The following is a 21495-nucleotide window of genomic DNA, read 5'->3' on the forward strand; positions in this document are numbered from 1 at the left end:
CGCCCTCGGGCGCCGTTCTTCGTTACTGCTGCTGCGGCTGCTGCACCGGCGGGGCCGGCGGCGGGCGCAGGCCGACTTCCGCCTGCAGGGTGACGTGCTTGCCGTTGCGCAGCACCTGGATGCTGATCTTCTCGCCCGGCTTGGTGCGCGCCACCTGGTTCATCGCGGTGCGGCCGTCGACGGCCTTCTTGTCGTCGATGTCGAGGATGATGTCGCCCGGCTGCATGCCGGCCAGGGCGGCCGGGCCGTCGCGGTAGACGCCGGCGACCACCACGCCGCCCTGGTCCTGCAGGCCGAAGGACTCGGCCAGCTCCGGCGTCAGCGGCTGCACCTCGACGCCCAGCCAGCCGCGGATCACCGAGCCGTGCTCGACGATCGACTTCATCACCTCCAGCGCCAGCTTGATCGGGATGGCGAAGCCGATGCCCTGGGAGCCGCCGGACTTGGAGAAGATGGCGGTGTTGATGCCCACCAGGTTGCCGCTGGCGTCGACCAGGGCGCCGCCGGAGTTGCCCGGGTTGATCGCCGCGTCGGTCTGGATGAAGTCTTCGTAGGTGTTCAGCCCCAGCTGGTTGCGGCCGGTGGCGCTGATGATGCCCATGGTCACCGTCTGGCCCACGCCGAAGGGGTTGCCGATGGCCAGGCAGACGTCGCCGGTGCGGATGCCGTCGGAGCGGCCGAGGGTCATCACCGGCAGGTCCTTGAGGTCGATCTTGAGTACCGCGAGGTCGGTTTCCGGGTCGCTGCCGACCAGGCGCGCCGTGGTTTCGCGGCCGTCGCGCAGGGCCACGACTATCTGGTCGGCGCCGGCGGTGACGTGGTTGTTGGTCAGCAGGTAGCCCTCGGGGCTCATGATCACCGCCGAGCCCAGGCTCGACTCCATGCGCTTCTGCTGCGGCAGGTTGTCGCCGAAGAAGCGGCGGAACAGCGGGTCGTCGAGCATCGAGTTGCCCGGCCGGCTGACCATCTTGGTGGTGTACAGGTTGGCCACCGCCGGCGCGGCGCGGGTCACGGCGTCGGCATAGGTTCCGGGGCCCTGCTGCAGGCGGCTGAGCAGGGGCGCCTGCTGCAGGTGGACTTCCTGTTCGGGCAGGCCGACCCATTCGGGGTTACGCTGGATGATCAGCAGCGCCAGCAAGACGCCGACAAGCGCGGGCCAGCCGAGAAAACGCAGGGCCTTCAGCATCGGAGGACGATCCTTGGGGGTTGCTCGGCCTGGGGAAGGCCGCTAGGGTGGCCGCCATTATACGGGCGGCGTGGCAAGAAAATAGCCGTCTCCCCTAATGCCTGGAGGAAATTCGATGGCGATCGATCTGACCGAGCTGGTCGAAGAGGCCGACCGCTACCTGGACGCCGCGCGCATCCAGGACTACTGCCCCAATGGCCTGCAGGTGCAGGGCCGGCCGCAGGTGCGGCGCATCGTCAGCGGCGTGACCGCCAGCCAGGCGCTGCTGGACGCGGCGGTGGCCGAGCAGGCCGATGCGGTGCTGGTCCACCATGGCTACTTCTGGAAGGGCGAGAACCCTTGCGTGGTGGGCATGAAGCAGCGCCGCCTGAAGACCCTGCTGGCCCACGACATCAGCCTGATCGCCTACCACCTGCCGCTGGACCTGCACCCGCAGGTGGGCAACAACGTGCAGCTGGGCCAGCAGCTCGGCCTGGACATCGAGGGCCCGCTGGAGCCGGGCAACCCGCGTTCCATCGTGCTGCTGGGCGCGCCCGCGGCACCCGTGGCGCCGGCCGATTTCGCCGCCCACGTGGCCCGGGTGCTGGGCCGCGAGCCGCTGCTGGTGGAAGGCGAGCGGCCGATCCGGCGCATCGCCTGGTGCACCGGCGGCGCCCAGGGCTACATCGACCAGGCCATCGCGGCGGGCGTGGACGCCTACCTCACCGGCGAGGTCTCCGAGCAGACGGTGCACAGCGCCCGCGAGAACGGCATCACCTTCATCGCCGCCGGCCACCACGCCACCGAGCGCTACGGCGTGCAGGCGCTGGGCCGCTACCTGGCCGAGCGCTTCGGCATCGAGCACCGCTTCATCGACTGCCCGAACCCCGCCTGAGCGCCGCGGGCGCTCACGGCGTCGAGGCGTAGCGGCGCCGGGCCTGGTCCACGGCCGCGCCGAGCTGCCAGACCGCCATCGCGTAGTGGGTGCTGTGGTTGTAGCGGGTGATCACGTAGAAGTTCGGCAGGCCGTACCAGTACTGGTAGTTGCGGCCCATGTCCAGGCGCAGCAGGCTGGCGCTCTGGTGCTTGCCCAGCGGGGCCTGCGGGCGCAGCCCGGCGGCGCTCAGCGTCTGGAGCGGATACTGCGTCTTGAAGCCATCCTCGAGCCCGCGCGCCTGGCCGCTGGCTGGCACGGCGATGCTGTCGTGGGTGACCCAGCCGTGCTGCTGGAAATAGTTGGCGACGCTGCCGATGGCGTCCTGCGGGTCCCACAGGTCGACGTGGCCGTCGCCATCGAAGTCCACCGCGTAGCGGGCGAACGAGGTCGGCATGAACTGGCCGTAGCCCATGGCGCCGGCGTAGGAGCCGCGCAGGGCCAGCGGGTCGTCGCGCTCCTTGCGCGCCAGCAGGAGGAACTGCTCCAGCTCGCCGGTGAAGAAGTCGGCGCGCCGCGGGTAGTCGAAGGCCAGGGTGGCCAGGGCATCCATGATCCGCGTCTTGCCCATCACCCGGCCCCAGCGGGTTTCCACGCCGATGATGCCGACGATGATCTCCGGCGGCACGCCGTAGATCTTCGAGGCGCGTTCGAGGGCGTCTTCGTACTGGTTCCAGAAGGCCACGCCGTTCTGGATGTTGTCCGGGGTGATGAACTTCTTGCGGTAGCGCAGCCAGGCGCCGTTCGGCCCGCTAGGCGCCTGGTAGGTCGGCGCCTGGCGGTCCATCAGGCGGATCACCCAGTCCAGGCGCTGGGTGCGGCCCAGCACGTCCTGCAACTGCTGGCGATCGAAGCCGTGCAGGCTGACCATCCGGTCGACGAAGCGCTGGGCGTTGGGGTTGTTGGCGAAGTCGCCGGTCAGCGGGCGGATCGGCTGCACCGGGTTCGCCGGGGTGTACAGGCGCGTCGTGCCGGTGGCGGCGCTTTTCTGCGGGGCGGCTGCCGGCGTCGGCGAGGTGGGCTTGCTGCTGCAGGCGGCGATGAGGAGGAACAGGGGCAGGAGCGGAGCGATGCGGCGCATGGGAAATCTGCTGGGGCGTGGGGAATGAGGAATAGGGTAGCGCAGATGGGGGCGCTTACCGGGGCCTACTCTAGCGGAGGGCGGGATGCGCTTCCTCCTGAATCTGTTTCCAGGCCCGGGGCGGGTGGCGGCTTTGCGGGTGAAGGGCTGTTCGTCGGAGAGGCGGGCGTCTGTGGATATCTCGTTTCCAGCGGCGCGCCCCATCCGCCCGGCCAAGCCCGGGGCCTTAGTCTCCTGGGCGCTGGCGCGGTCTGACAAGTGGCTATATGGGTATATTCTTTCGGTATAAGTGGCCGCCCGGTTAGAGTCTGACGTTGTGGTAGAGTGCGCCCTCGTCTACGGCCCGAAGGCCGTCCATAAGCAATTCCGTGAGTAGCCATGGTCGACAAACTGACGCATCTGAAACAGCTGGAGGCGGAAAGCATCCACATCATCCGCGAGGTGGCCGCCGAGTTCGACAACCCGGTGATGCTGTACTCGATCGGCAAGGACAGCGCGGTGATGCTGCATCTCGCGCGCAAGGCCTTCTTCCCCGGCAAGCTGCCGTTCCCGGTGATGCACGTCGACACCCGCTGGAAATTCCAGGAGATGTACCGCTTCCGCGACAAGATGGTCGAGGAGATGGGCCTGGACCTGATCACCCACATCAACCCCGATGGCGTGGCCCAGGACATCAACCCCTTCACCCACGGCAGCGCCAAGCACACCGACATCATGAAGACCGAGGGCCTCAAGCAGGCGCTCGACAAGTACGGCTTCGACGCCGCCTTCGGTGGCGCCCGCCGCGACGAGGAGAAGTCCCGCGCCAAGGAGCGCGTCTACTCCTTCCGCGACAGCAAGCACCGCTGGGACCCGAAGAACCAGCGCCCGGAGCTGTGGAACGTCTACAACGGCAAGGTGAAGAAGGGCGAGTCGATCCGCGTCTTCCCGCTGTCCAACTGGACCGAGCTGGACATCTGGCAATACATCTACCTGGAACAGATTCCGATCGTCCCGCTGTACTTCGCCGCCGAACGCGAAGTCATCGAGATGAACGGCGCGCTGATCATGATCGACGACGAGCGCATCCTCGAGCACCTCAGCGACGAGCAGAAGGCCAGCATCCAGAAGAAGATGGTGCGCTTCCGCACCCTGGGCTGCTACCCGCTGACCGGCGCGGTGGAATCCACCGCCACCACGCTGCCGGAAATCATCCAGGAAATGCTGCTGACGCGCACTTCCGAACGCCAGGGCCGGGTCATCGACCACGACCAGGCAGGTTCGATGGAAGAGAAGAAGCGGCAGGGGTATTTCTAAGCTTGAAGCTGAAAGCGGGAAGCTTGAAGCAAGAGCGGCAGGGATGGCTGCATGGATTTCGAAAAACTGGATGTGTGGAAGCGGGCGGCCCGGCTCTCGGCAAATCTTTATCGAGAACTGGGTAGCCTGAGAGACCTGGGGTTCAGGGACCAGATCACTCGAGCTGGGCTTTCGATTCCGAGCAATATTGCCGAGGGCATGAGCCGGGACGGGGCTCGGGAGAAGGTCAGGTTCCTGCTGATCGCGAAAGGCTCCTGTGCGGAGCTACGAACCCAACTGTACATCGGACTGGATGTTGGTTTTGTGCCGAGGGATTTTGCACAGACCAGTATTCAGGAAACCCGGGAAATCGCCGCCATGCTGTCCAGTCTGATTCGCGTGATACGCCAAGACTGATACTGCGATGCGCTGTTGGCTTCAAGCTTCCAGCTTCAAGCTTCCAGCTCGGAGAATGCAATGAGTCACCAATCCGATCTGATCAGCGAGGACATCCTCGCCTACCTGGCCCAGCACGAGCGCAAGGAATTGCTGCGCTTCCTCACCTGCGGCAACGTCGACGACGGCAAGAGCACCCTGATCGGGCGCCTGCTGCACGACTCCAAGATGATCTACGAAGACCATCTGGAAGCTATCACCAAGGATTCCAAGAAGGTCGGCACCACCGGTGACGAAGTCGACCTGGCGCTGCTGGTCGACGGCCTGCAGGCCGAGCGCGAGCAGGGCATCACCATCGACGTGGCGTACCGCTACTTCAGCACCGCCAGGCGCAAGTTCATCATCGCCGACACCCCCGGCCACGAGCAGTACACCCGCAACATGGCCACCGGCGCGTCCACCTGCGACCTGGCCATCATCCTGATCGACGCCCGCTACGGCGTGCAGACGCAGACCCGCCGGCACAGCTTCATCGCATCCTTGCTGGGCATCAAGCACATAGTCGTGGCCATCAACAAGATGGACCTGAAGGACTTCGACCAGGGCGTCTTCGAGCAGATCAAGGCCGACTACCTGCAGTTCGCCGAGAAGATCAACCTGAAGACCAGCTCGCTGCACTTCGTGCCCATGTCGGCGCTCAAGGGCGACAACGTGGTCAACAAGTCCGAGCGTTCGCCCTGGTACACCGGCCAGTCGCTGATGGAAATCCTCGAGACCGTCGAGATCGCCGGCGACCGCAACCTGGACGACATGCGCTTCCCGGTGCAGTACGTCAACCGCCCGAACCTGAACTTCCGCGGCTTCGCCGGTACCCTGGCCAGCGGCATCGTGCGCAAGGGCGACGAGGTCGTGGCGCTGCCGTCGGGCAAGGGCAGCAAGGTCAAGTCCATCGTCACCTTCGAGGGCGAGCTGGAACACGCCGGCCCCGGCCAGGCCATCACCCTGACCCTGGAAGACGAGATCGACGTCTCCCGCGGCGACATGCTGGTGCATGCCGACAACCGCCCGCTGGTCACCGACGGTTTCGACGCCATGCTCGTGTGGATGGCCGAGGAGCCCATGCTCCCGGGCAAGAAATACGACATCAAGCGCGCCACCAGCTACGTGCCGGGCTCGATCCCGAGCATCGCCCACAAGGTGGACGTGAACACCCTGGAAGAGACCGCCGCCAGCGAACTCAAGCTCAACGAGATCGCCCGCGTGAAGGTCAGCCTGGATGCGCCCATCGCCCTCGACGGCTACGCGCAGAACCGCACCACCGGCGCCTTCATCGTCATCGACCGGCTGACCAACGGCACCGTCGGCGCCGGCATGATCATCGCCGCGCCGCAGGCCGGCCAGAGCCATGCCAGCCACCACGGCCAGGGCGCCCACGTGAGCCGCGAGGAGCGCTCTGCGCGCTTCGGCCAGCAGCCGGCCACGGTGCTGTTCAGCGGCCTCTCCGGCGCCGGCAAGAGCACCCTGGCCTACGCCCTGGAGCGCAAGCTGTTCGACATGGGCCGCGCAGTCTACGTGCTGGACGGCCAGAACCTGCGCCACGACCTGAACAAGGGCCTGCCGCAGGACCGCGCCGGGCGCACCGAGAACTGGCTGCGCACCGCCCACGTCGCCAGGCAGTTCAACGAGGCCGGGCTGATCAGCCTGTGCGCCTTCGTCGCGCCCAGCGCGGAAGGCCGCGAGCGGGCCAAGGCGCTGATCGGCGACGAGCGCCTGATCACCGTCTACGTCCAGGCCTCGCCGCAGGTCTGCCGCGAGCGCGACCCGCAGGGCCTGTACGCGGCCGGCCAGGACAACATCCCCGGCGAGTCCTTCCCCTACGACGTGCCGCTGGATGCCGACCTGGTGATCGACACCCACCACCAGTCGGTGGAAGAGGGCGTGAAAGCGGTCCTCGACCTGCTGCGCCAGCGCGGCGCGATCTGATCGCGACGGCGTTGTGAAAAGCCCCGCCTAGGCGGGGCTTTTTCTTTGGTGCTCGACGGGGGCCGGAACGCCATGCCTCACGGTGAGCTGTAGGAGCGGACTCCGTCCGCGATTCGCGCGCAGGGCGCGCTCCTGCATGGGGTGCGAAAGGTAGGATGTTGCGCTCCCTGGTTTGCCTGGCCTCTCTGTAGGACGCCCTGCTAAGACGATATTTGGTATCCGAAGGTCGTGTACTGGTTTGGCTACGAGTGCGTGAGTAGTAAGCTGATGGCCATTTGCCGAGGGTAGGCGGGGTGGGGGACTGGAAAAGCATCCAGGTTAATGGTGTAATTTCACCCGCTTGATGGATGAATTTACACAATGTACCCACGCAAAATCCGCCAGTACACGCTTGAAGCTTTGGATGACTCTCCGGTCGTTCTGGTCAATGGCGCCCGCCAGACAGGCAAGAGCACCCTGGTTCGAACTCTGGAGCAGGATGTCCGCTATTTCACCTTTGACGATCCGGCTGTGCTGGCGGCTGCTCAAGCCGACCCGTTCGGCTTCATTGGGGCGCTCGAAGGGGCGGTCTGCCTGGATGAAGTGCAGCGAGCTCCCGGGATTTTTCTGGCCATAAAGGCCGAGGTGGACAAGGATCGTACGCCCGGCCGTTTCCTACTGACCGGATCGGCCAACGTCCTGCTACTGCCCCAGATTGCCGATTCTCTGGCCGGGCGTATGGAGGTGCTGACGCTCTGGCCGCTGGCGCAGAGTGAAATTGCCGGCCGGCCAATCAGCATGATCGATAGGCTGTTCGACGGGGAGTTCCCGGATCGCTGTGCCTATCAACGCGATGACTTCATCGGGCGGCTGATGGCTGGGGGCTATCCGGAGGCATTATCGCGTACGAGCGAGCGCCGGCGCGAAGCCTGGTTCGACAACTACCTGAGCACCATCCTGTTGCGTGACGTTCGTGATCTGGCCCAGATCGAGGGGCTGACGGAGCTGCCCCGGTTGATGCAGTTGCTGGCCGCGCGTAGTGGTGGCCTGCTCAACGCTGCTGAGCTGTCCCGCGCCACAGGTATTCCGCAGACGACTTTGAAGCGCTACCTGACGCTGCTGGAAACACTTTTCCTGATTCGCCAGGTTCCGGCCTGGTCCTCCAATCTGGGCAAACGCCTGCAGAAGTCCCCCAAGCTATTCGTGACGGACTATGGGCTGATGGCTCACCTGCTGGGGGTGAGCAAATCCGGCGTATCAGCTTCGCTCGGTTTGCCGGGTGGCCTAGTGGAGGCCTTTGTATATGCGGAGCTGGCCAAGCATCAGACGTGGGCGGAGATACGCACGACATTGATGCACTATCGAACTTCCACGGGGATGGAGGTCGACTTTGTCCTGGAGAACCGGCGGGGTGATCTGGTCGGGGTAGAGGTCAAGGCGGCTACCACGATCAGTGCGAAGGACTTCAACGGCCTGCGTCACCTGCGTGATACGACCCCTCGGCAGTTCAAGCGAGGAATCGTTTTCTACACGGGGGAGCAGGTGGTGCGTTTCGACCAGCAACTGACGGCCGTTCCGCTTTCTCTGTTCTGGGGATGATTGGCTGAAACGGTTCTTCAGATGCGCAATTGCACTTCTCTTGACTGTCCATTGACCACACATTGCGCCTCCCCTGGCTCGTGGCTCGCTCAGGGACTTTTGCGGGGAACCGTCGGAAATCGTCTGACATTGTTGGGCATCGATTGCAGCGAGCGCCATTTTTAGTTTTTAAAAATCAAAGCCTTACAGTCTAAATGCGTAGATGGGGTGCATGGTGGGGGCGGCGTAGGACTTCATCCGTGAACCGCGCCGACATCTTCGATCATCGCGGACAAAGTCCGCTCCTACAGGGGATGCTCGTCGCCAGTGCCTGTAGGTCGCTTCTGAAATGAAAAAGCCCCGCCATGGCGGGGCTTTTCTGCGGGCGCTGCGGGCTCAGAGCTTGCGCTTGAGGCCGTAGGTCTCGTCCAGGGTGCCAGGGCCTTCGCCGGTCTTCGGCGCGTAGTCCTTCGGCGCTTCCTGGCTGGCCGGCGGGGTCAGGCGCTCGCGGCGTTCGGGGTAGCCGTCCTCTGCGTGCAGGGCGGCCAGCAGGCGCTGCTTGGTCTGCTCGTCCAGGGCCAGGCGCTCGGCGCTCTCGGACAGATGTTCCTGGACGTCCTGGTAGCTCTGGGTGAGCTTCTTCACCAGGCTGGCGGTGGTGTTGAAGTGCGTCACCACCTCGCGCTGGTAACTGTCGAAGCGTTCCTGCAGGTCATCGACCTGGCGTTGCATGCGGTTGGGTGCGGCGCTGGGCAGCAGGCGGGCGATCAGGAAGCCGACAGCGGCCCCGACGAGCAGAGCGATGACCGGGACCAACCAGGTGGTGAGGGACTGTTCCACGCGAATCCTTCCTCTATAGACGGCTTTGCTTTACGTTAGCGGCTTGCACCTGCGCTGTATACCACGGGGCGAGGCCTCGGTGTCGGCGCGGTATCGAGCTAGACGAGACGACCCGCTTCGGGGTCACGGAGTTGTTGTTTGTCCACCCGCGAAATCCCCCTGTTCATCGATGGCCCGGACGGCCCCCTGGAAGCCCTGCACCTGGACACCCCCGACGCCATCGGCGTGGCGCTGATCTGCCATCCGCACCCGCTGTTCGCCGGCACCATGCAGAACAAGGTGGTCGCCACCCTGCAGCGCATCGCCCGCGATGCCGGCTACGCCACCCTGCGTTTCAACTTCCGTGGCGTCGGCCAGAGCGCCGGCAGCTACGCCGAAGGCCGTGGCGAGATCGACGACGCCCTGGCCGCGGCCCGCTGGCTCGGCGAGCGACATCCCGGCCTGCCGCTGACCCTGATGGGCTTCTCCTTCGGCTCCTGCGTGGCCGGCAATGCCGCCGCGCGCCTGGAAGGGCAGGGCGTGGCCCTGCGCCACCTGTTCATGCTGGCGCCGCCGGTGGAGCGCTTCGCGGTCGAGCTGCCGCGGCAGTGCCCCATCACCGTGGTACAGCCCGAAGATGACGAAGTGGTGACCCCGGCCCGCGTCTACGCCTGGAGCGAGTCGCTGGCGCTGCCCCACGAACTGCTGCGCGTACCCGGGTGCAGCCACTTCTTCCACGGCAAGCTGATCGAGCTCAAGGAGCTGCTGCAGCCCCGGCTCGCGCCGGCCGGCGCCGCGGGTTAACATCCAGGCCGCTCATTTTTCCCGCGCTGATTTCTGGTATCCCATGACGACCCGCATCCTTACCGGCATCACCACCACCGGCACCCCGCACCTGGGCAACTACGCTGGCGCCATCCGCCCGGCGATCGTCGCCAGCCGCGACCCGCAGGCCGACTCGTTCTACTTCCTGGCCGACTACCACGCGCTGATCAAGTGCGACGACCCGCTGCGCATCCAGCGCTCGCGCCTGGAGATCGCTGCCACCTGGCTGGCCCTGGGCCTGGATACCGACAAGGCGACCTTCTACCGCCAGTCCGACATTCCCGAGATCCCCGAGCTGACCTGGCTGCTGACCTGCGTCTCGGCCAAGGGCCTGCTCAACCGCGCCCACGCCTACAAGGCCTCGGTGGACAAGAACGTCGAGGCCGGGGAAGACCCGGACGCCGGCGTCAGCATGGGCCTGTACAGCTACCCGATCCTGATGGCCGCGGACATCCTGATGTTCAACGCGCACAAGGTGCCGGTCGGCCGCGACCAGATCCAGCACGTGGAAATGGCCCGCGACATCGGCCAGCGCTTCAACCACCTGTTCGGCAACGGCAAGGAGCTGTTCACCCTGCCGGAAGTGGTGATCGAGGAAGAGGTGGCGACCCTGCCGGGCCTGGACGGGCGCAAGATGTCCAAGAGCTACGACAACACCATTCCGCTGTTCGGCAGCAGCAAGCAGCTCAAGGATGCCATCGCCCGCATCGTCACCGACTCCCGCGCCCCCGGCGAGCCGAAGGACCCGGACAATTCGCACCTGTTCACCCTCTACCAGGCCTTCGCCACGCCGGCGCAACTGGCCGAATTCCGCGCCGCGCTGCTCGAAGGCCTGGCCTGGGGCGAAGCCAAGCAGCGCCTCTACGAACTGCTGGAAGCCGAGCTGGGCGAGGCCCGCGAGCGCTACCACACGCTGATCACCCGCCCGGGCGACCTGGAGGACATCCTCCTGGCCGGCGCTGCCAAGGCCCGCCGCATCGCCACCCCGTTCCTCGGCGAGCTGCGCGAAGCAGTTGGTCTGCGCTCGTTCCGCGAGCAGGTGCAGGTGGCCGGCGAGGGCAAGAAGAAGGCCGCCAAGAGCGCGCGCATCGTCAGCTTCCGCGAGGACGACGGCAGCTTCCGCTTCCGCCTGCTGGACGCCGCCGGCGAGCAGCTGTTGCTGTCCAACGCCTTCGCCGACGGCAAGTCCGCCGGTGCTGTGAGCAAGCGCCTGCAGGGCGGCGAGGCGCTGGACCTGCGCGCCGAAGGCAATGCCTTCGCCCTGTGGCTGGATGGCGCGGCCGTGGCGCAAAGCCCCGAGTTCGCCGACGCCGCCAGCCGCGACGCCGCCATCGAGCGCGTGCGCGAGGCCCTGGCGCCCCAGGAGTAAGCCCGCACACGGCCATCCTCGACGGATGGCCGATTGCCAAGAAGCGGGGCCGTCGCTAAAGTGTCGGCCCCGTTTTCGTTGCCTTGCTACCGATCATGACGCCCCTTCAGCGCTACCAGGAAGACCTCAAACGTCCCGATTTCTTCCACGATGCGGCCCAGGCCAATGCCGTGAAGCACCTGCAGCGTCTATATGACGACCTGCTGGCGGCCGACCAGGCCAAGCCCGGGCTGTTCGGCAAGCTGCTCGGCAAGAAGTCCAACGGGCCGGTCAAGGGCCTGTACTTCTGGGGCGGCGTGGGACGCGGCAAGACCTACCTGGTGGACACCTTCTTCGACGCGCTGCCGTTCAAGCAGAAGATGCGCACGCACTTCCACCGCTTCATGAAGCGCGTGCACGAAGAAATGAAGACCCTCAGGGGCGAGAAGAACCCGCTGACCATCATCGGCAAGCGCTTCGCCGACGAGGCCCGGGTGATCTGCTTCGACGAATTCTTCGTTTCCGACATCACCGACGCCATGATCCTCGCGACCCTGCTGGAGGAGCTGTTCAAGAACGGCGTCAGCCTGGTGGCGACCTCCAACATCGTGCCCGACGGCCTGTACCGCGACGGCCTGCAGCGCGCCCGCTTCCTGCCGGCCATCGCCCTGCTCAAGGAGCACACCGAGGTGGTCAACGTCGACAGCGGCGTGGACTACCGCCTGCGCGCCCTGGAGCAGGCCGAGCTGTATCACTGGCCGCTCACCGAGCAGGCCGAGCAGGCCATGGCCCGCGACTTTCGCAAGCTCACCCCGGAATGCGCCGCGGCCACCCGCGACGACGTGCTGATGATCGAGAACCGCGAGATCCGCGCGCGCCTGACCTGCGACGACGTGGCCTGGTTCGAGTACCGCGAGCTGTGCGACGGCCCGCGCAGCCAGAACGACTACATCGAGCTGGCGAAGATCTTCCACGCGGTGCTGATCTCCAACGTCGAGCAGATGAACGTGGCCAAGGACGACATGGCCCGCCGCTTCATCAACCTGGTGGACGAGTTCTACGACCGCAACGTCAAGCTGATCATCTCCGCCGAGGTGGAGCTGAAGGACCTGTATACCGGCGGGCGCCTGGAGTTCGAATTCCAGCGCACCCTGAGCCGCCTGCTGGAGATGCAGTCCCACGAGTTCCTCAGCCGGCCGCATCGGCCGTGATGGGGGCGTGGTGATGCGAAAAGGGCTGCCGGATGGCAGCCCTTTTTCGTTTCTGGCTCTTCGGAGGAGCGAGCTTGCTCGCGAAGGATGCTGGCAGGGTGGTTTAGTGCCAAGGTTGAGGCCGCCCCCTCTCCCCAGCCCTCTCCCTGAAGGGAGAGGGGGCAGTCCGTGCCGAGAGATGGAATGGTTTCAGTTGGAAGCCGTCGGAGTTGCCGGCTAACTCCAGTATACCCAGCCCTGCCCAACGGTCCCCTCTCCCTTCAGGGAGAGGGTTAGGGAGAGGGGCTCTTCGGGACGAACACCAAGCACCGCCGGCAAACCCCCTTCGAGAGCAAGCTCGCTCCTACGAAAAGCGTTCAGCGCTGCGCCGTCTGCAACAACTGCTTCGCATGCGCCACTTCCAATGCCTCCATGGCATTGATCGGCTTGATCGCCACCGCTTTCCTCAACTGTTCCAGCGCCTTGTCCTGCTCGTCATCTCCATACACATAGCCCAGCGCATTGGCGTATTCGTAGTGCCCGATGGGCAGGTCGTCGCTGGCGCGGAAGGCGCGGGCGAAGTAGGTCTCCATCTTGTCCGCGCTGACGCCGTAGGTCATGCGCCCGACCAGCTTGCCGACCTTGCGGATCACCCCGGCCTCGTAGCCGCCGTACAGCGCCAGGGCGAAGGGCTGGCTGGGCTGCTTGGCGAGGATGGCGTCCAGTTCCTTGGGAATGTCGCTGGTGTAGCCGCGCTTGAGCACCACCGGCACCGGCAGTTCCTCGGCCAGCCGCGCCTTGGCGTAGGCGCGGCCGAACTGGGCGATGGGGTCGGCGTTGAGCAGCGGGCCGGCCTGGTCGGTGTAGCTGATCACCTCTTCCAGCAACTGCTGCTTGTCCGTCGCCGGGGCCAGGAACATGGCGTAGAGCACCTGGGCGAACATCGCCGGCACCTGGCCGCCGACGCCCAGGGCCAGGCCGTCCTGTTTGGCCTGGGCGAAGTCGCCGCGGAACAGCTTGCGCCATACGTCCTGCAGCTTCTCGGCATAGGCCTGGGCCTCCTCTGGCCTGCCGCTGAAGCCGCTGCCGGCGGCGACGGTCTTCGCCACCGCGTCCGGATGGGCGGCGGCCATCTTCGTCACCCAGGCGGCGTCGGGGAAGGGGTAGCCGCCGAAGCCGCGGGTCAGCCGTGGCCAGGCGCTGCGCAGCTTGTCGCCGGAATAGTCGAAGGCGCTCTGGTCGTAGGGGAAGGGCTTCCAGTCGCCCGCGGCGAAGGCGGGCAGGCAGAAGCAGGCGAGCAGGACGAGCAGTAGGCGGCGCATGAGGGAATCCCGTGTTCTTGTTCTGGAAGGGCAGCCCCGATCATAGGGAGCTGCCCGCAGGCACGGGACCTATCCTATGGATAGCTTGTTTCAGGCCTCTTTCCGCCGGTACTGGTTGCGGTAGTGGTTGGGTGACAGCTTGGTGTGCTGGCGGAACAGCCGGGCAAAGAAGCTGGCGTCGTCGTAGCCCACCTCGTAGCTGATGGTCTTGATGCTCTTGCGCGAGGTCGACAGCAGGCTGCGCGCCGTCTCGATGCGCAGGCGCTGCAGGTAGTGCAGCGGCTTGTCGCCGGTGGCGGCCTGGAAGCGGCGCATGAAGTTGCGGATGCTCATGCCGTGCTCGCGGGCCACGTCCTCGAAGCGGAACTTGTCCGCGTAGTGCTCCTCCAGCCACTGCTGGACCTGCAGGATGGCCGGGTCGTGGTGCAGCTTCTGGCCGCCGAAGCCCAGGCGCCCGGGGGTGTAGCTGCGCTGCACCTCGAAGAGGATGTCTCGGGACACGCCCTGGGCCACGCTGGCGCCGCAGAAGCGCTCGATCAGGTACAGGTAGAGGTCGCGGGCCGAGGTCACGCCGCTGGCGGCGTAGAGATTGTCGGCGTCGGTGATGTGCTTCTCGCGGTTGAGCAGCACCTTGGGGTAGCGCGCGGCGAAGTCGTCGAAGAAGCGCCAGTAGGTGGTCGCCTCCTTGCCGTCCAGCAGGCCGGCCTCGGCCAGCCAGAACACCCCGGTGGCCTCGCTGCCGATGGCGCTGCCGGCGGCATGGCGTTCGCGCAGCCAGGGCACCACCTGCGGGTAGCGCGCCAGGAGCTGGTCGAAGTCGCCCCAGAAGGCCGGCAGTATCACCAGGTCGGATTCCTCGAGGGCGCCGTCCACCGCCAGCAGGTCGCCGCTGAAGGCGCGCACCGGCTGGCCGTCGGGACTGACGATGCGGCTTTGCAGCAGCGGCGTGAGGCCCAGGCCTTCCTGCCTGCCGAAGCGCAGGCTGGCCATGTGCAGGAAGTCCCGCGCCTGCATGAGGGTGGAGGCGAAGACACCGTCGGTCGCCAGGATGCAGACCCTTTTCAGGGAAGATTCGGATTGTTCGGACATCGTTCTTATCATTGTTGTGGAGGGCCGCATTCGACGCTTAACCGGTCAAATGGCGGCTGGATCGTCTTATTTTTTGGCGCAAGTGTCCAGTAGGCGCCGCTCGGCGGGCTGACCTACATTCGGCCCTTCAGCGAGGCGCCAGGAGGCGAGCATGATCCCCAGAACCCTGTTCAGTTCCGACCACGAGCTTTTCCGCGACAGCGTGCGCAAGTTCCTCGAGCAGGAAGCCGTGCCCTTCCATCACCAGTGGGAAAAGGACGGCCACATCGACCGCGCCCTGTGGAACAAGGCGGGAGAGGCGGGCATGCTCTGCTCGCACATCCCCGAGGCCTACGGCGGCATGGCCGCGGACTTCCTCTACAGCGCCGTGGTGATCGAGGAGATCGGCCGCTTCGGCCTGACCGGCATCGGCTTCTCCCTGCACTCGGACATAGTCGCGCCCTACATCCTGCATTACGGCAGCGAGGCGCAGAAGCAGCACTACCTGCCCAAGCTGGTTTCCGGCGAGATGGTCGGCGCCATCGCCATGACCGAGCCGGGCGCCGGTTCCGACCTGCAGGGGGTGAAGACCACCGCGGTGCTGGATGGCGACGAATACGTGATCAACGGCTCCAAGACCTTCATCACCAACGGCTTCCTCGCCGACCTGGTGATAGTGGTCGCCAAGACCGATCCCAAGGCCGGCGCCAAGGGCACCAGCCTGTTCCTGGTCGAGGCCGGAACCCCGGGATTCGAGAAGGGCAAGCGCCTGGAGAAGGTCGGCATGAAGGCCCAGGACACCTCGGAGCTGTTCTTCCAGGATGTCCGCGTGCCCAAGGAGGCGCTGCTCGGCCAGCCGGGGCAGGGCTTCATCTACCTGATGCAGGAACTGCCCCAGGAGCGCCTGACCGTGGCCCTGGGCGCCCTGGCCTCGGCCGAGGCGGCGCTGAAGTGGACGCTCGACTACACCCGCGACCGCAAGGCCTTCGGCAAGGCCGTGGCGGACTTCCAGAACACCCGCTTCAAGCTGGCCGAGATGGCCACCGAAATCCAGGTCGGGCGCACCTTCGTCGACCGCTGCCTGGAGTTGCACCTGGAAGGCAAGCTCGACGTGCCCACCGCGGCCATGGCCAAGTACTGGACCACCGACCTGCAGTGCAAGGTGCTGGATGAATGCGTGCAACTGCACGGCGGCTACGGCTTCATGTGGGAATACCCGGTGGCCCGCGCCTGGGCCGATGCGCGGGTGCAGCGCATCTATGCGGGGACCAACGAGATCATGAAGGAAATCATCGCCCGGGCGCTGTAAGCGGCAAGGCCCTCCTGCGAGGTGCAGGAGAAACGCCACCGTAGGATGGGTTGAGCGAAGCGATACCCATCGCCACCACCGCATGGGTTTCGCAGGCTCAACCCATCCTGCGAAGAGCGCAGTCGGCAAGACAGTAGCTCCTACAGGCGGCAGGCTCTTGCCTGCAGCCTATGGCTTGTAGCCTGCCGCCGCTTTTTCAGGGCGCCGGGTTCGGCTGGTCCTTGTGGATCGCCTCGATGCCGGCCAGGACTTCCTCGGAGAGTTGCAGCTGGAAGCTGGCGAGGTTGCTTTCCAGCTGCTCCAGCGAGGTCGCGCCGATGATGTTGCTGGTCACGAACGGCTGGCGGGTGACGAAGGCCAGGGCCATCTGCGCCGGGTCCAGGCCGTGCTCGCGGGCCAGGGCCACGTAGCGGGCGCAGGCGCGCTCGCTCTGCGGGTTGGTGTAGCGGGTGAAGCGGCTGAACAGGGTGATGCGGGCGTTGGCCGGGCGCGCGCCGTTGTCGTACTTGCCCGAGAGCATGCCGAAGGCCAGCGGCGAGTAGGCCAGCAGGCCGCAGCGCTCGCGGATGGCGATTTCCGCCAGGCCCACCTCGAAGCTGCGGTTGAGCAGGTTGTAGGGGTTCTGGATGGAGACCGCGCGCGGCCAGCCGCGCTCCTCGGCCAGCTGCAGGAAGCGCATGGTGCCCCAGGGCGTCTCGTTGGACAGGCCGACGTGGCGGATCTTGCCGGCGCGCACCTGCTCGTCGAGCACTTCCAGGGTTTCCTCCAGCGGGGTGAAGTCCTGTTCCTTGTGCTGGTAGCCGAGCTGGCCGAAGAAGTTGGTGCTGCGCTCGGGCCAGTGCAACTGGTAGAGGTCGATCCAGTCGGTCTGCAGGCGCTTCAGGCTGGCGTCCAGGGCCGCGACCAGGTTCTTGCGGTCGTGCTTGAGCTGGCCGTCGCGGATATGGCTGATGCCGTTGCCGGGGCCGGCCACCTTGCTGGCCAGGATCCACTCGGCGCGGTCGCCGCGCTGGCGGAACCAGTTGCCGATGATCTGCTCGGTGCGCGAGTAGGTCTCCGCGCGCGGCGGCACCGGGTACATCTCGGCGGTGTCGATGAAGTTGACGCCGGCGGCCTTGGCCAGGTCGATCTGGGCGAAGGCCTGGGCCTCGGTGTTCTGCTCGCCCCAGGTCATGGTTCCCAGGCACAGGGCGCTGACTTTCAGTTCGGTGCGGCCGAGCGGGCGGTACTCCATGGCGTCTCCTCGTGAAATCAAGTGGTTAACAAGGTTGTAAATTCTGCCGGAATCTGCATAATTCGGCAGCCTTTCATCGGTAGGGGATGCCTAGCCTGCCGATTGATACATCTAGTCGTTACGGACGCACACTGACCCGAGCCCCAAATCGTGTCTGTTTCTGGCTGTCCTTGACTTGTCAAGGCAACCACTGTCCAGTAAGATTCGCCGTCTTATTTTCAGGCGGCCCCTGAGGCTATAACGAATGAAAACTTTCACCGCGAAACCAGAAACTGTTAAGCGCGACTGGTTCGTCGTCGACGCTGCTGGCCTGACCCTGGGTCGTCTGGCTACCGAAATCGCTACCCGCCTGCGCGGCAAGCACAAGCCGGAATACACCCCGCACGTTGACACCGGCGACTACATCGTCGTGATCAACGCCGAGCAGGTCCGTGTCACCGGCGCCAAAGCCACCGACAAGATGTACTACCATCACTCGGGCTTCCCGGGCGGTATCAAGTCGATCAACTTCGAGAAGCTGATTGCCAAGGCTCCCGAGCGCGTCATCGAGATCGCGGTCAAAGGCATGCTGCCGAAGAACCCGCTGGGTCGCGACATGTACCGCAAGCTGAAAGTGTACAAGGGTGCCAACCACCCGCACACCGCTCAGCAGCCTCAAGAACTGAAGATTTAACGGGATAGCTCATCATGTCGGCGACTCAAAATTACGGCACTGGCCGTCGTAAGACCGCTACCGCACGCGTATTCCTGCGTCCGGGTACCGGCAATATCTCCATCAACAACCGCAGCCTGGACGTGTTCTTCGGCCGCGAAACCGCTCGCATGGTCGTGCGTCAGCCCCTCGAGCTGACCGAGAACACCGAGAAGTTCGACATCTACGTCACCGTCGTCGGTGGTGGTGTCAGCGGCCAGGCCGGTGCGATCCGTCACGGTATCACCCGCGCCCTGATCGAATACGACGAGACCCTGCGCAGCGCCCTGCGCAAAGCCGGCTACGTCACCCGCGATGCCCGTGAGGTCGAGCGTAAGAAAGTCGGTCTGCGTAAAGCGCGTAAGCGTCCGCAGTACTCCAAGCGTTAATACGACGCTTCGAAAAAACGCCCAGCGCCGAGAGGACTGGGCGTTTTTTTATGCCTAGGATTAAGGGGGCCGGTAATTTATGCGGCAAGGTGTCGCACGGTCTGGGAGCCGCATGGCGCAAGGGTTCCAGCTTCCTGCTCGGGGGTAATTACCTTGTCAGCTACAGGGCTTTTCTTTACCATTTGGCGAATTTTTCTGCGGCACAACTTTTACTCTAAGGCCCGAGAAGATAACGGGCTAAAGCTGATGGGAGACGACTGAATGAGTAATGACGGCGTGAATGCAGGCCGGCGTCGCTTCCTCGTCGCGGCCACTTCGGTGGTCGGCGCCGCGGGAGCTGTCGGAGCTGCGGTCCCGTTCGTGGGGTCATGGTTCCCCAGTGCCAAGGCCAAGGCGGCCGGCGCGCCGGTGAAGGTGAACGTCGGCAAGATCGAGCCAGGGCAGCAGGTCATCGCTGAATGGCGCGGCAAGCCGGTGTTCCTGGTTCACCGAACCAAGGAAATGCTCGATGCCCTGCCGACCCTCGAAAGTCAGCTGGCCGACCCGGAGTCCAAGGCTTCCGAGCAGCCGACCTACGTCGATCCCAAGCTGCGCTCCATCAAGCCGGAACTCGCCGTCATCGTTGGTATCTGCACCCACCTGGGCTGCTCGCCGACCTTCCGCCCGGAAGTCGCTCCCGCCGACCTCGGCCCGGACTGGAAGGGTGGCTACTTCTGCCCCTGCCACGGCTCCCACTACGATCTGGCCGGTCGCGTCTACAAGGGCCAGCCCGCGCCCCTGAACCTGCCGATTCCGCCCTATAGCCTCGATGGTGACGTGCTGACCATCGGTGTGGACCAGGAGAAAGCCTGATGAACAAGTTCATGGCTTGGGTCGATGCCCGCTTCCCCGCGACCAAGATGTGGGAAGATCATCTGAGCAAGTACTACGCCCCGAAGAACTTCAACTTCTGGTACTTCTTCGGCTCCCTGGCACTGCTGGTGCTGGTCAACCAGATCCTCACCGGTATCTGGCTGACCATGAGCTTCACGCCGTCCTCGGAAGAAGCCTTCGCCTCCGTGGAATACATCATGCGCGATGTGGACTACGGCTGGATCATCCGCTACATGCACTCCACCGGTGCATCGGCGTTCTTCATCGTGGTCTACCTGCACATGTTCCGCGGCCTGCTCTACGGCTCCTACCAGAAGCCGCGCGAACTGGTCTGGCTGTTCGGCATGCTGATCTACCTCGCCCTGATGGCCGAGGCCTTCATGGGCTATCTGCTGCCCTGGGGCCAGATGTCCTACTGGGGCGCCCAGGTGATCATCTCGCTGTTCGGCGCCATCCCGGTGGTGGGCGAGGCGCTGGCGCAGTGGATCCGCGGTGACTTCCTGATCTCCGGCATCACCCTGAACCGCTTCTTCGCCCTGCACGTGATCGCCCTGCCGATCGTCCTGCTCGGCCTGGTCGTGCTGCACATCCTGGCGCTGCACGAAGTCGGCTCGAACAACCCCGACGGCGTGGACATCAAGAAGAAGAAGGACGAGAACGGCATCCCGCTGGACGGCATCCCGTTCCACCCGTACTACACCGTCAAGGACATCCTCGGCGTGGTGGTCTTCCTGTTCGTGTTCTGCACCGTGATCTTCTTCTTCCCGGAAATGGGCGGGTTCTTCCTCGAGAAGCCCAACTTCGAGATGGCGAACCAGTTCAAGACCCCCGAGCACATCGCCCCGGTGTGGTACTTCACCCCGTTCTACGCGATCCTGCGCGCGGTTCCGGACAAGCTGATGGGCGTCATCGCCATGGGCGCCGCCATCGCCGTGCTGTTCGTCCTGCCGTGGCTCGACCGTAGCCCGGTGCGCTCGATCCGCTACAAGGGCTGGCTGAGCAAGATCTGGCTGGTGATCTTCGCGGTGTCCTTCGTGATCCTCGGCTACTACGGCTCGCAAGCGCCGTCGCCGCTGGGCACCACGCTGTCGCGTCTGTGCACCATCCTGTATTTCGCGTTCTTCATCCTGATGCCGTTCTACACCCGGATGGAGAAAACCAAACCGGTTCCGGAAAGGGTGACTGGCTGATGAAAAAGCAATTCGCAGCATTGATTCTGGCCCTGGTGCCCCTCTTCGGCTTCGCCGCCGAAGGCCACGGACCGGCCCTCGATCACGTCGACATCGACCTGACCGACAAAGCAGCCATGCAGGATGGCGCGCGTACCTTCGCCAACTACTGCATGGGTTGCCACAGCGCCAAGTTCCAGCGCTACGAGCGCGTTGGCCGTGACCTCGGGATTCCCGAGGAGCTGATGCTCAGCCACCTGGTGTTCACCGGGGCGAAGATCGGCGACCACATGGACATCGGCATGAAGCCGGCCGACGCCAAGGTCTGGTTCGGCGCCGCGCCGCCGGACCTGACCCTGGTGGCCCGCGTGCGTGGCACCGACTGGCTGTACACCTACCTGCGCTCCTTCTACGAGGATCCCAAGCGTCCGTGGGGGGTGAACAACAAGGTGTTCCCCAACGTCGGCATGCCCAACGTGCTGGGTAGTGTGCAAGGCCGCCAGGTTATCGGTTGCAAGCAGATCCAGGTCGTGGAAAATGGCAAGAAGCAGTTCGATCCGCTGACCGGTACGCCGCTGACCCACGAGGCCTGCGACCAGCTCACCGTGGTGCCGAAGACCGGCCAACTGACCGAAGCGCAGTTCGACGAGAAGGTGAAGAACCTGGTGACCTTCCTGGCTTACTCGGCTGACCCGAACAAGCTGGATTCCCACCGCATCGGCACCTACGTCCTGCTGTACCTGGCCTTCTTCTTCGTGTTCGCCTACCTGCTCAAGCGCGAATACTGGAAGGACGTGCACTAGCACAAGCCAGCTCCAAGCGTTGAAGCGCGCGCGCCCTACGGGGCGCGCGCGTCTTTTTACCTCC

20 protein-coding genes are annotated in these 21495 nt (G+C 65.0%); 14 read left to right on the forward strand and 6 right to left on the reverse strand.

Annotation, left to right across the window (positions count from 1 at the left end; translation table 11 throughout):
• Positions 1-22 precede the first annotated feature (22 nt).
• The gene (gene algW, locus PcP3B5_RS05815; RefSeq protein WP_061560774.1) at positions 23-1186 is read right to left on the reverse strand and encodes a Do family serine endopeptidase AlgW; all 1164 of its coding nucleotides are present in this window, start codon (positions 1184-1186) and stop codon (positions 23-25) included.
• Positions 1187-1301: 115 nt separating this feature from the next.
• Here algW and PcP3B5_RS05820 point away from each other — a divergent pair, with 115 nt between their 5' ends.
• A complete protein-coding gene (locus PcP3B5_RS05820; RefSeq protein WP_058488603.1) occupies positions 1302-2060 on the forward strand; it encodes a Nif3-like dinuclear metal center hexameric protein in 759 nt (252 codons plus the stop codon).
• 13 nt (positions 2061-2073) lie between these two features.
• Here the strand turns inward: PcP3B5_RS05820 and mltB are convergent, their stop codons facing one another.
• Positions 2074-3180, reverse strand: coding sequence for a lytic murein transglycosylase B (gene mltB / locus PcP3B5_RS05825; RefSeq protein WP_061560775.1), 1107 nt, complete (start codon positions 3178-3180; stop codon positions 2074-2076).
• Between the two features lie 378 nt (positions 3181-3558).
• On the opposite strand from mltB, the gene cysD reads away from it, so the two are divergent.
• The 4 genes from cysD to PcP3B5_RS05845 all read left to right on the forward strand — a co-directional run bounded on the left by cysD (position 3559) and on the right by PcP3B5_RS05845 (position 8412).
• Entirely contained in the window at positions 3559-4476 is a 918-nt protein-coding gene (gene cysD, locus PcP3B5_RS05830) for a sulfate adenylyltransferase subunit CysD (RefSeq protein ID WP_043272357.1), read from the forward strand.
• A gap of 51 nt (positions 4477-4527) precedes the next feature.
• Positions 4528-4872: a four helix bundle protein gene (locus PcP3B5_RS05835; RefSeq protein ID WP_043272358.1), complete on the forward strand. Its 345-nt coding sequence runs from the start codon at positions 4528-4530 to the stop codon at positions 4870-4872.
• A gap of 60 nt (positions 4873-4932) precedes the next feature.
• Positions 4933-6834: a sulfate adenylyltransferase subunit CysN gene (gene cysN / locus PcP3B5_RS05840; protein WP_058071409.1), complete on the forward strand. Its 1902-nt coding sequence runs from the start codon at positions 4933-4935 to the stop codon at positions 6832-6834.
• A 360-nt stretch (positions 6835-7194) separates the two neighbouring features.
• Complete coding sequence (locus PcP3B5_RS05845; protein WP_061560776.1) at positions 7195-8412, forward strand: ATP-binding protein; 1218 nt, start codon at positions 7195-7197, stop codon at positions 8410-8412.
• Positions 8413-8787: 375 nt separating this feature from the next.
• On the opposite strand, the gene PcP3B5_RS05850 is transcribed toward PcP3B5_RS05845, so the two are convergent.
• Positions 8788-9231, reverse strand: coding sequence for a Z-ring associated ZapG family protein (locus tag PcP3B5_RS05850; RefSeq protein ID WP_061560777.1), 444 nt, complete (start codon positions 9229-9231; stop codon positions 8788-8790).
• A 138-nt stretch (positions 9232-9369) separates the two neighbouring features.
• On the opposite strand from PcP3B5_RS05850, the gene PcP3B5_RS05855 reads away from it, so the two are divergent.
• The 3 genes from PcP3B5_RS05855 to zapE all read left to right on the forward strand — a co-directional run bounded on the left by PcP3B5_RS05855 (position 9370) and on the right by zapE (position 12594).
• A complete protein-coding gene (locus PcP3B5_RS05855) occupies positions 9370-10014 on the forward strand; it encodes an alpha/beta hydrolase (RefSeq protein ID WP_061560778.1) in 645 nt (214 codons plus the stop codon).
• A gap of 43 nt (positions 10015-10057) precedes the next feature.
• A complete protein-coding gene (locus tag PcP3B5_RS05860) occupies positions 10058-11404 on the forward strand; it encodes a tryptophan--tRNA ligase (RefSeq protein WP_061560779.1) in 1347 nt (448 codons plus the stop codon).
• Positions 11405-11499: 95 nt separating this feature from the next.
• The gene (gene zapE, locus PcP3B5_RS05865) at positions 11500-12594 is read left to right on the forward strand and encodes a cell division protein ZapE (protein ID WP_061560780.1); all 1095 of its coding nucleotides are present in this window, start codon (positions 11500-11502) and stop codon (positions 12592-12594) included.
• Between the two features lie 356 nt (positions 12595-12950).
• Here the strand turns inward: zapE and PcP3B5_RS05870 are convergent, their stop codons facing one another.
• Complete coding sequence (locus tag PcP3B5_RS05870; RefSeq protein ID WP_061560781.1) at positions 12951-13895, reverse strand: hypothetical protein; 945 nt, start codon at positions 13893-13895, stop codon at positions 12951-12953.
• 90 nt (positions 13896-13985) lie between these two features.
• Positions 13986-14885, reverse strand: coding sequence for a GlxA family transcriptional regulator (locus PcP3B5_RS05875; protein WP_161788523.1), 900 nt, complete (start codon positions 14883-14885; stop codon positions 13986-13988).
• A 250-nt stretch (positions 14886-15135) separates the two neighbouring features.
• Between PcP3B5_RS05875 and PcP3B5_RS05880 the strand changes: the two genes are divergently transcribed.
• The gene (locus PcP3B5_RS05880; protein WP_043272365.1) at positions 15136-16272 is read left to right on the forward strand and encodes an acyl-CoA dehydrogenase family protein; all 1137 of its coding nucleotides are present in this window, start codon (positions 15136-15138) and stop codon (positions 16270-16272) included.
• A 196-nt stretch (positions 16273-16468) separates the two neighbouring features.
• Here the strand turns inward: PcP3B5_RS05880 and PcP3B5_RS05885 are convergent, their stop codons facing one another.
• Positions 16469-17506: an NADP(H)-dependent aldo-keto reductase gene (locus PcP3B5_RS05885; protein ID WP_061560782.1), complete on the reverse strand. Its 1038-nt coding sequence runs from the start codon at positions 17504-17506 to the stop codon at positions 16469-16471.
• 244 nt (positions 17507-17750) lie between these two features.
• Here PcP3B5_RS05885 and rplM point away from each other — a divergent pair, with 244 nt between their 5' ends.
• The 5 genes from rplM to PcP3B5_RS05910 all read left to right on the forward strand — a co-directional run bounded on the left by rplM (position 17751) and on the right by PcP3B5_RS05910 (position 21431).
• Positions 17751-18179: a 50S ribosomal protein L13 gene (gene rplM, locus PcP3B5_RS05890; RefSeq protein ID WP_009617884.1), complete on the forward strand. Its 429-nt coding sequence runs from the start codon at positions 17751-17753 to the stop codon at positions 18177-18179.
• A 14-nt stretch (positions 18180-18193) separates the two neighbouring features.
• Positions 18194-18586, forward strand: a complete 393-nt coding sequence (gene rpsI, locus PcP3B5_RS05895) for a 30S ribosomal protein S9 (protein ID WP_009617885.1) — start codon at positions 18194-18196, stop codon at positions 18584-18586.
• 261 nt (positions 18587-18847) lie between these two features.
• Complete coding sequence (gene petA / locus PcP3B5_RS05900; protein ID WP_009617887.1) at positions 18848-19438, forward strand: ubiquinol-cytochrome c reductase iron-sulfur subunit; 591 nt, start codon at positions 18848-18850, stop codon at positions 19436-19438.
• Positions 19438-20649, forward strand: coding sequence for a cytochrome b (locus PcP3B5_RS05905; protein ID WP_009617889.1), 1212 nt, complete (start codon positions 19438-19440; stop codon positions 20647-20649). Before petA ends, PcP3B5_RS05905 begins: the two co-directional genes overlap by 1 nt.
• Positions 20649-21431 carry a cytochrome c1 gene (locus tag PcP3B5_RS05910; protein ID WP_009617891.1) on the forward strand — a complete coding sequence of 261 codons (783 nt, stop codon included), beginning with the start codon at positions 20649-20651 and terminating at the stop codon, positions 21429-21431. The genes PcP3B5_RS05905 and PcP3B5_RS05910 overlap by 1 nt, the downstream gene beginning before the upstream one ends.
• The last annotated feature ends 64 nt before the right edge of the window (positions 21432-21495 follow it).

It is taken from the genome of Pseudomonas citronellolis, from assembly GCF_001586155.1.
Lineage (GTDB): Bacteria > Pseudomonadota > Gammaproteobacteria > Pseudomonadales > Pseudomonadaceae > Pseudomonas > Pseudomonas citronellolis.

What these genes read in the sequence shown, in the direction of transcription:
- algW (WP_061560774.1), bottom strand. Translation starts at nt 1,186, where the DNA reads ATGCTGAAGGCCCTGCGTTTTCTCGGCTGGCCCGCGCTTGTCGGCGTC.
- PcP3B5_RS05820 (WP_058488603.1), top strand. Translation starts at nt 1,302, where the DNA reads ATGGCGATCGATCTGACCGAGCTGGTCGAAGAGGCCGACCGCTACCTG.
- mltB (WP_061560775.1), bottom strand. Translation starts at nt 3,180, where the DNA reads ATGCGCCGCATCGCTCCGCTCCTGCCCCTGTTCCTCCTCATCGCCGCC.
- cysD (WP_043272357.1), top strand. Translation starts at nt 3,559, where the DNA reads ATGGTCGACAAACTGACGCATCTGAAACAGCTGGAGGCGGAAAGCATC.
- PcP3B5_RS05835 (WP_043272358.1), top strand. Translation starts at nt 4,528, where the DNA reads ATGGATTTCGAAAAACTGGATGTGTGGAAGCGGGCGGCCCGGCTCTCG.
- cysN (WP_058071409.1), top strand. Translation starts at nt 4,933, where the DNA reads ATGAGTCACCAATCCGATCTGATCAGCGAGGACATCCTCGCCTACCTG.
- PcP3B5_RS05845 (WP_061560776.1), top strand. Translation starts at nt 7,195, where the DNA reads ATGTACCCACGCAAAATCCGCCAGTACACGCTTGAAGCTTTGGATGAC.
- PcP3B5_RS05860 (WP_061560779.1), top strand. Translation starts at nt 10,058, where the DNA reads ATGACGACCCGCATCCTTACCGGCATCACCACCACCGGCACCCCGCAC.
- zapE (WP_061560780.1), top strand. Translation starts at nt 11,500, where the DNA reads ATGACGCCCCTTCAGCGCTACCAGGAAGACCTCAAACGTCCCGATTTC.
- PcP3B5_RS05870 (WP_061560781.1), bottom strand. Translation starts at nt 13,895, where the DNA reads ATGCGCCGCCTACTGCTCGTCCTGCTCGCCTGCTTCTGCCTGCCCGCC.
- PcP3B5_RS05875 (WP_161788523.1), bottom strand. Translation starts at nt 14,885, where the DNA reads ATGGCCAGCCTGCGCTTCGGCAGGCAGGAAGGCCTGGGCCTCACGCCG.
- PcP3B5_RS05880 (WP_043272365.1), top strand. Translation starts at nt 15,136, where the DNA reads ATGATCCCCAGAACCCTGTTCAGTTCCGACCACGAGCTTTTCCGCGAC.
- PcP3B5_RS05885 (WP_061560782.1), bottom strand. Translation starts at nt 17,506, where the DNA reads ATGGAGTACCGCCCGCTCGGCCGCACCGAACTGAAAGTCAGCGCCCTG.
- rplM (WP_009617884.1), top strand. Translation starts at nt 17,751, where the DNA reads ATGAAAACTTTCACCGCGAAACCAGAAACTGTTAAGCGCGACTGGTTC.
- rpsI (WP_009617885.1), top strand. Translation starts at nt 18,194, where the DNA reads ATGTCGGCGACTCAAAATTACGGCACTGGCCGTCGTAAGACCGCTACC.
- petA (WP_009617887.1), top strand. Translation starts at nt 18,848, where the DNA reads ATGAGTAATGACGGCGTGAATGCAGGCCGGCGTCGCTTCCTCGTCGCG.
- PcP3B5_RS05905 (WP_009617889.1), top strand. Translation starts at nt 19,438, where the DNA reads ATGAACAAGTTCATGGCTTGGGTCGATGCCCGCTTCCCCGCGACCAAG.
- PcP3B5_RS05910 (WP_009617891.1), top strand. Translation starts at nt 20,649, where the DNA reads ATGAAAAAGCAATTCGCAGCATTGATTCTGGCCCTGGTGCCCCTCTTC.